This is a genomic window from Pseudomonas sp. FSL R10-2189 (assembly GCF_009600325.1).
Lineage (GTDB): Bacteria > Pseudomonadota > Gammaproteobacteria > Pseudomonadales > Pseudomonadaceae > Aquipseudomonas > Aquipseudomonas helleri.
Window position 1 is genome coordinate 86,009 of sequence record NZ_WIVZ01000023.1, and the last position, 11,607, is coordinate 97,615.

The 11,607-nt window shown below is 60.0% G+C and carries 9 protein-coding genes; 8 read left to right on the forward strand and 1 reads right to left on the reverse strand.

Going from position 1 to position 11,607, the window contains the following annotated elements; translation table 11 throughout:
- The first annotated feature begins 58 nt into the window (after positions 1-58).
- The 8 genes from GHO32_RS17135 (at position 59) to GHO32_RS17170 (ending at position 10,768) form a co-directional block, all read left to right on the forward strand.
- On the forward strand, positions 59-1,726 hold the full coding sequence (locus GHO32_RS17135; protein ID WP_368668351.1) for a DUF1302 domain-containing protein: 1,668 nt from the start codon (positions 59-61) through the stop codon (positions 1,724-1,726).
- Between the two features lie 92 nt (positions 1,727-1,818).
- Complete coding sequence (locus GHO32_RS17140) at positions 1,819-3,030, forward strand: thiolase family protein (RefSeq protein WP_123749202.1); 1,212 nt, start codon at positions 1,819-1,821, stop codon at positions 3,028-3,030.
- 4 nt (positions 3,031-3,034) lie between these two features.
- A complete protein-coding gene (locus GHO32_RS17145) occupies positions 3,035-3,985 on the forward strand; it encodes an OB-fold domain-containing protein (protein ID WP_153332480.1) in 951 nt (316 codons plus the stop codon).
- 242 nt (positions 3,986-4,227) lie between these two features.
- Complete coding sequence (locus GHO32_RS17150; RefSeq protein WP_153332478.1) at positions 4,228-5,232, forward strand: YCF48-related protein; 1,005 nt, start codon at positions 4,228-4,230, stop codon at positions 5,230-5,232.
- Complete coding sequence (locus GHO32_RS17155; protein ID WP_153332476.1) at positions 5,229-7,652, forward strand: RND family transporter; 2,424 nt, start codon at positions 5,229-5,231, stop codon at positions 7,650-7,652. The genes GHO32_RS17150 and GHO32_RS17155 overlap by 4 nt, the downstream gene beginning before the upstream one ends.
- Positions 7,653-7,833: 181 nt before the next feature.
- On the forward strand, positions 7,834-9,069 hold the full coding sequence (locus GHO32_RS17160) for a helix-turn-helix transcriptional regulator (RefSeq protein WP_153332474.1): 1,236 nt from the start codon (positions 7,834-7,836) through the stop codon (positions 9,067-9,069).
- Positions 9,070-9,155: 86 nt separating this feature from the next.
- Complete coding sequence (locus tag GHO32_RS17165) at positions 9,156-9,923, forward strand: SDR family oxidoreductase (RefSeq protein WP_153332472.1); 768 nt, start codon at positions 9,156-9,158, stop codon at positions 9,921-9,923.
- Between the two features lie 11 nt (positions 9,924-9,934).
- On the forward strand, positions 9,935-10,768 hold the full coding sequence (locus GHO32_RS17170) for an SDR family NAD(P)-dependent oxidoreductase (RefSeq protein WP_153332470.1): 834 nt from the start codon (positions 9,935-9,937) through the stop codon (positions 10,766-10,768).
- A 77-nt stretch (positions 10,769-10,845) separates the two neighbouring features.
- On the opposite strand, the gene GHO32_RS17175 is transcribed toward GHO32_RS17170, so the two are convergent.
- Positions 10,846-11,304 carry a GNAT family N-acetyltransferase gene (locus tag GHO32_RS17175; RefSeq protein WP_218576891.1) on the reverse strand — a complete coding sequence of 153 codons (459 nt, stop codon included), beginning with the start codon at positions 11,302-11,304 and terminating at the stop codon, positions 10,846-10,848.
- Between the last annotated feature and the right edge of the window lie 303 nt (positions 11,305-11,607).

Here is an 11,607-nt window from a genome sequence, read left to right on the forward strand (position 1 = left end):
ACGCCAGCAGTGTTGAACATTCCAGGCGACCAACCGGTTGCCCTTCAGGAGAGTCAGTGTGATCAAGAAAAATAAAAATAACTCTACGGTCATGGCTTCAGGCGCGTTGCAGGTCAGCGGTTTGACAGCGGCGCTGGCCCTGGCGTCAACGCCCGCCTGGGCCGGTGACACGATCGAGTTCGATAACGGCATGACCATGGACTGGTCGGTGACCACCAGCTATGGCATCGGGGTGAGGACCGGCAAGCAAAGCAGCCGCCTGATGACCATCAACGCCGACGATGCCAACCGTAACTTTGATCGGGGCAGCCTGACCACAAACCGCGTGGGCGCGCTGGGCGAACTGATACTGCGCAAGGACAACTACGGTGCGGTGGTGCGCGGCAGCACGTTTTATGACGACGTTTACCACCGTGGCAACGATAACAACTCACCCGATACTGTAAACAAGTACGGCAGCAACGATGAGTTCACCAGTGACACCCGTTATTACAGCGGCGGTCGCACACGCCTGCTGGATGCCTATGTGTTTGGCGGGTGGCGTTTTGACAATGACACCATGCTCGACGTCAAGGCCGGGCGACACATCGAGTCCTGGGGCGAAAGTTTGTACTACCCCGGCGTCAACGGCGTGCAAAACCCCTCCGACGCAGTTAAGGCCGCCCAGCCGGGGGTTGAAGTCAAGGAAGTACTGCTGCCGGTGGGCCAGGTCTCCGGTTCATTTCGCCTCAACCCGCAAGTGACCTTTGGCGCCTATGTGCAGTACGAGTGGAAGGGCACCGAACTGCCGCCTGTGGGGAGCTACCTGTCGAGCAGCGATGTGATCGGGCCAGGCCGCGAGTTCATTTACGCCAACGGCCAAAAAGTCGCTTACCGGGGCACCGACGAGCCGCGTGATGGCGGCCAATGGGGTGTGCAAGTGCGTTACCGGCCAGTGCAGGCAGTCGAACTGTCGCTGTTTCACGTCAACTACCACGACAAGAACCCGGCCACTGCTTTGCTCGGCTATGACGCCCTGCCTGTGGGTGGAGGCCTCAACGCGTTCACAATCAACGGCTACCGGGTCAAGTATTTCGAAGACATCAAGCTGACCGGTATCAGCGCCTCGACCAAGATCGGCGAAACCCAGGTCGGGGCTGAATGGTCGTACCGTGATGGTGCGCCAGTCATGGTCAATACCGCCCTGGGCGCAGTACCGGCCAAAGGCAAAGGCCAGCAAATGCAGTTGTCGGCCATGCGCATTCTTGGCGATCGCCCCTGGGCCAGCCAGACCACGCTGACCGCCGAGGTCATTCGTGTGCAGGTTGATAGCGTCGAATCCGCCTCGGCAGCGCCGAACCTGCTGGGGGTGAATCTTTTGCCCTCAGTGGGTGCGCTGGTCGGCCCGTCCAATGACTACACCTACAACACCAGCGCTGGCTGGCGTACCAAAGCCTCCAGTGCCTACACCGTGGGCGCGTCGTTCAGTTATCCGGGGGTTTTCCAGGGCTGGGACCTGGACGTTCCCTTGAGCTTTTCCAACGTGTTCAGTGGCTCTACGCCCATGGCCGGGAGCATCTCCGGTGTCGCTGGCGACCGGCGCTTGAGTGCGGGCTCTACGTTCAAGTACCTGGGCAACCTGGAAGTCGGTTTGAAATACATCGCTTACCTGGGCGAGCCGGACCCGATCAAGCGCCCGTTTGCCGACCGCGACTACGCCACGTTCTCAATGAAATACACCTTCTGATCACTACCTAATGCCCGGGCCTTTAACCACGGCGCCGGGCAATCACCATCACTTTAAAACGGCCGAAGCCTGTGCTTCGGCAGGGAGGCGTCATGGGGCTCAAAGGGCATGCAGCCATTGTTGGCACTGCACAATACAAACCGGAAAAATACGCGACGGCGCCCAAGATGTTTCACCTTGAGCAGGTTGCCGATCTCGCAGCCCAGGCGTTACGCGATGCCGGGCTCAAGGCCTCGGACCTCGACGGGCTGGTGATCAACGGCCCGCACTTTCACGAAGCCTCAGTATTTGTTCCGGCAATGGCCGCTGAATACCTGGGCCTGCGCTTGAACTTCGCTGAAGTGGTAGACCTGGGCGGTTGCACGTCGGTGGGTATGGTCTGGCGCGCTGCCGCCGCAATCGAGTTGGGCCTCTGCCAGGCGGTGCTGTGCGTCATCCCTGCACGCATGGCGCCATTTGGCCCTGATGAGGACCCGTCCTGGATGGCGCGCTCCATGCGCTTTGGTGGGCACAGCACGGCATTTGGCGCACCTGAAGCCGAGTTCGACCTGCCTTACGGGCACATGGGCCAGAACACCGGTTACGCGATGATCGCCCAGCGTTATGCCGCGCAGTACGACTACGACCAGCGCGCGATGGCCAAGATTGCCGTCGACCAGCGCACCAACGCCCTGGCCAACCCGCAGGCAATGTTTTATGGCCAACCCTTGACCATTGAACAAGTGCTGGCGAGCAAGATGGTCGCTGACCCGCTGCACGTCCTGGAGATTGTGATGCCGGTGGCCGGAGGCGCAGCCATGATCATCACCAATAAGGAGGTCGCAGCACGCTCGCGCAAGCGCCCGGCCTTTATTACCGGGTTTGGTGAGCACCTGGCGTTCAAGTCGCCGTCGTATGCCGAAGACATGCTCAACACGCCGATTGGTCCGGCTTCTCGGCGCGCCTTTGGCATGGCCGGGCTCAAACCTGCGGACATCGACGCCGCGCAAATCTATGACTGCTACACCATCACCACCTTGCTGACTCTGGAAGATGCCGGTTTTTGCGGCAAGGGCGAGGGCATGGCGTTTGTCCGCGAACATGACCTGACCTGGCGGGGTGACTTCCCGATGAACACCCACGGCGGGCAACTGAGCTTTGGCCAGTCGGCTTCGGCCGGCGGCATGAGCCAGGTGATCGAGGCGGTTACGCAAATCGCCGGCACGGCCGGAGAACGCCAACTGGGGCGCTGCGACAACGTTTACGTGTCCGGTACCGGCGGCGTGATGAGCGAGCAGGGCGCATTGATACTTCAGGGAGCATAAGCACATGTCCAATAACAAACCCATGCCGGTCCCCACGCAGATATCCATGCCATTTTGGGAAGGGCTCAAGGCGCGTCGCCTGCTGATCCAGCAATGCAACGCGTGCACACACTGGAACTTTTACCCGCGTCGGCATTGCCCGGTCTGTCTGGAGCATGACCTGACCTGGCATGAAGTCGATGGCGCTGCAACGCTGTACAGCTATACCGTGACGCGTATCGCCACCTTGCCCGACTTTATCGATGAAATGCCGCAAAAACTGGCGGTGGTTGAATTGGCGCAAGGGGTGCGCATCAACACCAACCTGGTCGGCCTTGATGAAAATGAAATAAAAATCGGCATGGCGTTACAGCCTGTCTTTGCCGAAGTGGATGGCAAAGGTAATCGCCTGCTGCGCTTCACCGGCGTTGGCAAGGACGTCGCGCCACTGGAATCGCTGCCAGAACAGGCTCGCGAACCGCAGCCTGTGGCGTCTGAACAGCCACTGGCCCGGCAGATCGACCTGAACGACGAACCGGCCTTGCAGGCGTTGGTCAGCGAGCACTACAGCGACTGGAGCAACATGGTAGTCGTCGACCAGGCACTGATCGATGCCTTTGCCCAGTTGTCGGGTGACGATTACTGGATCCACACCGACCCTGAGCGTGCGCGACTGCAAAGTCCGTTCGGCGGCACCATCGCCCATGGTGCGCTGGTGCAGGTTTTACAATCGCGAATGAAACTGGCGCTGGGTTTTGAGATCAGCGGTTTCAGCACCCAAATCAACTACGGCTCCGACCGTCTGCGCTTCCCGGCGCCCGTACCTGCAGGCTCACGCATCCACTCCCGGGCCCGGGTGAAAAAAGTCGAGCGGCTGCCCCGTGGCACACAATTGACCCTGGAGCTCAATACCCACGTGGTAGGCCAGGACCGCCCATCCGTCATCAATGACCTGGTCATTCTCTACATCGCTTGACCCCTCTGCAGGCCCCAGGCCTGGCGGCGAAATTAATTCACACACTTTTCGCCGCCAGCCTGGCTCAGCAGCCCGGCGACATAAGCCATTTGGACGATGTCACGCCCAGGGCTTGCACGGAGTATCACTTAAGAAGCCGCGCAGGTCTGGCGTGCTTCTGCTGCCCTCGCACCTGACAAGAACAAGAGGATTGGCCCTATGACTTGCCCTATGCACGTGTGCCTGGAACAGGAGCGTTGTGTATGCGTTCTCTGATTGGTTACGCGGTTTGCCTGATGGTCGCGTTGACCATTGGCTACACCTTCTCGCCCAAATCCCCTGCGCAAGCAGAACCTTTGGCCACGCGGCCGGATCGGGTGCAGATCAACGGTTTGCTTAATCTGGGCTCGCGAGTGGTCGCAGTGGGCGAGCGCGGCAGCATTCTGCTCAGCGATGATCAGGGCGTCAGTTGGCAGCCGGCCAGTGTCGGCACTCAACGCAACGCCACCTTGACCGCTGTCGTCGCGCTGGACGCTAAACGGTTGCTGGCGGTCGGGCATGACAGCTGGATCTTGCGCTCCGACGACGCGGGCAACACCTGGCAGGAAGTGCGCTACGACAGCGAGCTGGGTGAACCGCTGCTGGGCGTCTGGACTGCTGGCGGTGACAGCGTCATGACGTTTGGCAGTTTCGGCAAGTTCTATCAATCCCTTGATGCCGGCAAGACATGGACGCCACAGGCGCTGGACATCGACAAGGCCCATTTGAACAGCATGGCCGGTGGCAGCGATGGCCGACGCATGTTGGTGGGCGAGCAAGGGCTGGTCTTGCGCACCGATGACGCGGGACGGCACTGGCGCAGCTTGTCACCTTTTTACAACGGTTCATTGTTCGGCATCGTGCGCCTGAGTGCCGATAACTGGGTGGCTTATGGCATGCGCGGGCATGTCTTCGTCACTCACGACTTTGGCAACAACTGGAAGCAGATAAACATCGGCAACACGCTACCGCTGTACGGGCATACCGTGCTGCCCGATCACAGCGGGCTGGTGATTGTCGGCGCGGGCAGTTCCGTGGTGCGCCTGAATGAGCAGGGTGAGCTGGTCGGCGTCGGTCGTCTGGCCGGGCTGGGCACGTTAACTTCGGCAACGTTGATTGGCTCGCGCCTGCTGGTGGGTGGCGAGCGGGGGGTATTGCAGGGTTCTGCTGGCAGCGTCGCAACACTGTTGACCCCGCAGGCCAGTGAGTCCAAGGGAGTCATGCAATGAATCAAGGTAAACACTGGGTGACGCGCTGCGTCGAAACGTGCGCAGACTACCTGATGGCCTGGCGCAAACAGCTGTTGGCGCTGTTTGTGCTGGTGACACTGGGCCTGGGCTACAGCGCCACCCACACGCAGCTGGACCCGGGGTTCAACAAACAGATCCCGGTGAGCCACCCGTACATGATCAACTTCCTCAAGTTCAGCAATTACTTCACGGGGGCCAACCGCTTTCTGGTCAGTGTGCGCTGGAAAGGCGAGGGCGACATTTATAACCCCGAGTACCTGGAGACGCTGAGTAAAGTCACTGACGACGTGTTTTTCATCTCTGGGGTCAGCCGCCCCAGCGTGACATCGCTGTTCACCGCCAATGTGCGCTATATCGAAATTACTGAGGAAGGGTTTTTCGGTGACGTAGTGGTGCCACCGCGTTTCAGCGGCACCCCCGAAGACCTGGCGCAAGTGCGCAGCAACACGGCGGCCTCAGGCCAGGTCGGGCGGCTGGTGGCCAACGACCTGAAATCAGCTATGGTCCGTGCAGACTTGCAAGATATCGACCCCAAGACAGGCAAACCGGTGTCTTATGTGGAGATCGCCAAGCGCCTGGAGGACATTCGCAACAAGTACAACAGCCCCGATATCGAAATCAACATTGTCGGATTCGCCAAGCTGGTGGGTGATGTGGTGGAGGGGCTGAACACAGTGATCGGCTTCTTTATCGTGGCCTTTGTCATCACCGGGTTGTTGCTCTGGGTGTATTCCCGCTCGCTGCGCCTGACCGTGGTGGCGCTGCTGGTGGCATTGCTCCCGGTGGTCTGGTTGCTGGGCCTGTTACCGTTGCTGGGCCTGGGCATCGACCCGATGTCGATTCTGGTGCCGTTTTTGATTTTCTCCATTGGCGTGTCCCATGCGGTGCAGATGACCAACGCCTGGAAACAGGAAGTGCTGGCAGGCCACTCTGCCAAAGACGCAGCGCGCTCCGCGTTCTGCAAGATATTCATCCCCGGTTCTTTGGCCTTGTTGATGAACGCTTTGGGGTTTGCAGTGATCATGCTGATTGATATACCCATCGTTCACGAGCTGGGGGTGACGGCCTGTATCGGTGTGATGCTGATGATCATCACCAACAAATTGATGTTGCCGATCATCATTTCTTACCTGCGCCTTGAGCCCGCCTTGTTGCGCCGGGCCCAAGCGCAGCCCGCGGGCAAACACCGCCTGTGGTGGCGACTGTCGGCGCTGGCCGAGCCTGGCCCGGCGCTCGGGGTATTTGCCATCAGCCTGCTGCTGTTGCTGGCCGGTGCCTATAAAGCCCGCGATCTGGCCGTGGGCGACATTGGCGCCGGTGCACCGGAGTTGCGCGCTGATTCTCGCTACAACCAGGACAACGGCAAGATCATCAGCAGCTATTCGATCGGGCTGGATGTGATGTCGGTGTTTGTCCAGGTCAAAGGGGTCGAAGAAGGTTGCCTGTCACCCACCGTGATGCGCGCGGTGGAGGCATTTGATTTCCGCATGCGTACCGTTCCAGGGGTGCAGTCGATCCAGAGCGTAGTGGACATGGGCAAGCGGGTGATTGCCGGTAACAACGAAGGCAACCCGCGCTGGGCGGCCATACCGGGATCTGCACGGGGTTTGAGCCAGGGCGCACGGGCCTACATGCCGGATGACGGGCTGGTCACAGACGGCTGCCAGCAGATGCAGATCCTGGTGTTTTTGGCTAACCATGAAGGCAGCACCGTCAGCCATGCCATCGATCAAGCCAAGCGCATCATTGCTGAGGTCAGCTCGCCGCAGGTCGAATTTCTCCTTGCCGGTGGCAACGTCGGTGTCATGGCGGCCTCCAACGAGGCGGTCAAGCATGCTGAAGTGATCATGCTCGGGGCACTGTTTGGCTCGGTGGCGCTGTTTTGCTGGCTGACCTTCCTGTCGATTCGTGCAGTGCTGTGCATTCTGGTGCCGCTGGCGATTGTCGCGATCCTCTGCAATGCCCTGATGACGATGCTCGGCATCGGCCTCAAAGTCGCGACCTTGCCCGTAATGGCGCTGGGTGTGGGCGTCGGTGTCGACTACGGGATTTACCTGTACGAGCGTATCCAGCACGAAATGCTTCGGGGGGCGAATTTGCGCGAGGCTTTCTACGAGGCCATGTGTCAACGCGGTACGGCGGCAGTGTTTACCGCCCTGACCATGTCGATTGGCGTCTGTACCTGGGCCTTTGCCCCGCTGAAGTTTCAGGCGGACATGGGCGTGCTGTTGTCGTTCATGTTCCTGGTCAACGTGTTGGGGGCGATTTTCCTCCTGCCAGCACTGGCGGCCTGGTTCAATCTCGGGCGCCCGCTGGTGCGTCAGCGAGTCCGGCAACCGGCCGTGGCACAGGGCCAGTTTCGCCTGAAAAACAGCCCGGCTTCGCGTGATATTCAGTAACAAAAATAAAAATGCGAGACCTATTGTGGAGTCAATAAGCGATCGTGACACTGATCCCGGTCGCGCCGCATGAGGCCACGCTGCAAGCAGCGTTCAAAGGGGGAGCCCAGAGCTCTCCCAAGCCGAAATTATAAAAATAATAAGGGAAGGAATGTGTCCTTACCCGAGCGAGGAGAAGACTATGCAAAGTAGCGTCTTGACCCATGAAGGTCTGGTGAGTCTTGGTCTGGAACTGGCGCGTTACAACGAACTCGTGGGTGAAATCTATGAAGGCGCACTTGATCCAAAACTGATGGCCCGCGCCCTTAAAAGCTTTCTCAAGCTCTACGATGCCAACTTCGCCACCCTGATCCTGCGTGTGCCCGAACAAACCGATACCGGGGTGATGATTCTCGCGGGTGACATTGAGGGCGCCGGTGATGTCTGCTACATGACCTACCCGCAAACCAGCACACCGTTCGCCAACCAGCCGCTGGATCATGTGTTCACCGTGGACGACATCATGTCGTCCACCGAGTGGGAGCAAAACGTCTACTTCAAGATGTTCTGCGGGCCCCATGACGTGTACCACCTGATGGGCGCCGACATTTCCACCCCGGATGGCGGCAAACTGCGTTTTCGGGTGACACGGCCCAAGCACAAACCCAATTTCTCGGCCAATGAACGGGCGTTGTGCGCCAGTTTTCTGCCGCATCTGCGCCGTGCGTCGCAGTTGCACAACCTTATTGATCGCAGCGAATCGTTGAGCGACCTGTACTCCCAGGCCATCAGCCGCTTGTCGGTCGCGACGCTGGTTCTGGACGAGAGTGGCAGCGTGTTGCAGAGCAACCCGGTGGCCGACGAGATCCTCGCCCGTTCTGATGGCCTGAAGCTGGTGGGCGGCCGCCTCGAAGCCACTTATCCAAGCGACAACCGGGTGCTGCAACAGCTGATTCGCAGTGCGTTTGACCCGGATGCCCCAAAAAGCGCCGAAGCCATGTCTGTGACCCGGCCTTCGGGTCTGGTCAACCTTGGGGTGGTGGTCGAATCGATTCCATCCCTGGATTGGGCCGAGGAAAAAGGCCAGCCGGCGGCGCTGGTGTACATTCGCGATGCGTCGAGCAAGTCCCTGGCCAGCGAAGTGGTCACTAAGCAGTTGTTCAACCTCACCCGTGCAGAAACCGCCCTGGCGATGGAACTGGCCAACGGGTTGTCACTGGAGGAGGCTGCCGAAGCCTTGAATATTCGCCGTAACACGGCACGCGCGCATTTGCGCTCGATCTTCTCCAAGACAGGTGTGCGGCGCCAGACCGAACTGGTGCGCATCATGCTCAACAGTGTGGTCGCGCTGGGCAAACCCAAGCCGACCATGAAAGTCGCGGAAAAAATCAAAGTCCCACCGCCCCGGCTGTCTGCACCGCTCTACAACCACGCCTGAGTCAGGCGCAGCTCTTTAGTCTGCTCAGACGATGCCGGGGCGGGATACGCGTGCCGATACTGCCCGGACCATTACGGAGAATACACATGCCTATAACTGCTATTACAGGAAGCGCCTCGGGAATCGGTGCCGCCGTCAGCGCGGCCATGCGCGCTGCAGGGCACCAGGTAATTGGTATCGATCGCAGCAACGCGGATGTGAACGCCGATCTGTCGACGCCACAGGGGCGTGACGCCGCCATCACACAGGTGCTCGAACTCAGCGGCGGTACCCTCGACGGGCTGATCTGCTGTGCCGGGGTGGGGGTTACGGCGCCCACCTGCGGCCTTATCCTCGCGGTCAACTATTTTGGTGTCAGCCAGTTGCTCGAAGGCCTGCAAGGGGCACTGAGCCGCGGGCAACAGGGTGCGGCGCTGGTGATCGGCTCAGTGGCGGCGACTCACTCAGGCCCGGCGGGCCAACCGATGATTGATGCCATGCTCGGCGGCGATGAAGCCGGGGCCTTGGCGCTGGCCAACGACAGCGGGCAATCTCACGTAGCCTATGCCGCCTCCAAATACGCCATCAGCCATCATGCCCGCAGCCTGGCGGTGAGCTGGGGCAAGCAGGGGTTGCGACTTAACGTGGTTGCACCGGGCGCGGTAGAAACACCGTTACACCAGGCATCCCTGGACGATGCCCGGTTTGGTCAGGCAACCCGTGATTTTGTTGCGCCGTTGGGCCGTTCCGGTCGCCCGGATGAAATCGCCGCCGTGGTGGCGTTCCTGCAATCGCCCCAGGCATCGTTTGTTCATGGCAGCGTGGTGTTTGTTGATGGCGGCATGGACGCCATGGTTCGCCCTGCGCACTTCTAAAAGGATTGAGCATGAATAAGGTGGCATTCATCACTGGCGCCAGCCGGGGTATTGGCCGCGAGGCGGCGCTGGCATTTGCCCGCGCCGGGTTTTACGTGGCAATCAGCGCCCGCACGCTCAACGAGGGTGAACGGCATGAACACGCTTTGCGCGACGCCGACGGGGCACCGCTGACAGGCAGCCTCAACGGCACTGCGCACACGCTGCGTGAAATGGGCTGCCGGGTCCTCGTGGTGCCGATGGACCTGCTCGACAGTGACTCGGCCCTCGCTGCCTGCGACGCGGTGATGGCGGAGTACGGGCGTATCGACGTGTTGATCAATAACGCGATCTACCAGGGCAGCGACCTCAATGCCGGCTTCATGGACCTGCAAGCGCAGACCCTGGAGCGGATGTTCCAGGGTTATATTCTGACGCCGTTCCTGTTGACCCGAGCCGTGACCGAACACATGGTGGCCCGTGGGGGCGGGGTGGTGATCAATGTCACCTCCGGTGCCGGAGAGAGCGACCCGCCCGTGGCGGCAGCCAAGGGTGGCTGGGGGTACGCCTACGGTGCAGGCAAGGCGGCGGTGTCGCGGTTGTCCGGGGTGTTGAGCACCGAACTGGGCGCGGCCGGCGTGTGTGCCTACACGCTCAACCCGGGAGTCGTCACCACCGAAGCGCTCAAGGTCACCATCGGCGACAAGGGCCTGATAGCCCTGCGCGCCGGCAGCGCACCGCCGCAGGTTCCGGCGGCGGTCATGTTATGGCTGGCCACCGCCGAACAAGCCCCGGCGTTCCAGCGCCGAACCATCGCGGCGCAACCCTTCGCCCTGGAACACAACATCGTCGCTGACTGGCGATAAAACTAACACCGGGCTGCAGGAAAGGCGTGGTGAGGGAGGCTTTAGATCAGAGAGGATGGGTGGCTCACCATGAATCGTCAGAGCTCCATTTTGAACCCGGTGTGAGTGGCGGTGAGCCCCAAGCTTTCATAGAACTTGTGAGCACCAGGCCGCTGGCGGTCGCAGGTCAACTGTACCAACACACAGCTACGCAACCGGCTCTGTTCAAAGGCCCATTCAAAAAGTCGACGGCCCAATCCCTGATCTCGCATGCATTCGTGCACACGAACAGCTTCGATCTGAGCTCGCCAGGCCCCCATTCGCGACAGGTTGGGAATAAACGTCAGTTGCAGTGTTCCTACGACGGTGTCATCGAGTGTGGCAACAGCGAGAAATTGATTGGGGTCTGCGTCTATCGCCTCGAAAGCCTGGAGGTAGGTAACTCGCAGGGGGACGCCGGGATCTTCTCTGGCCGCACCCAGGGGATCGTTGGCGAGCAACGAGATGATGGCTTGAAGGTCGTTAACTGTGGCGCGGCGCATAGATACGTCTGACAAGGTGATACCTCTCCTGATTACTGGCCTTCACTTTCTTGGAATTGCTGCCTCGGATTTGGCGACTTTCTTTTCCAGCGGCATCTTAAACCACGCTGACCTCACTTAGGGTTAGCGTGGTTTAAGGAGTGTTCTGGATGAAGAGCCAGATCAAGATCAACAGATCGCGAGACAAGCTCGCTCTTATCAAACATAAAATAAGCTATTGATTTTAAAGGCTTTGTAGGAACGAGCTTGCTCGCGATCTTTTGATCTTGATCTAAAAGGCCCCATTAAACCACGCTGGCCGAACGCAGGTTTTGCGCA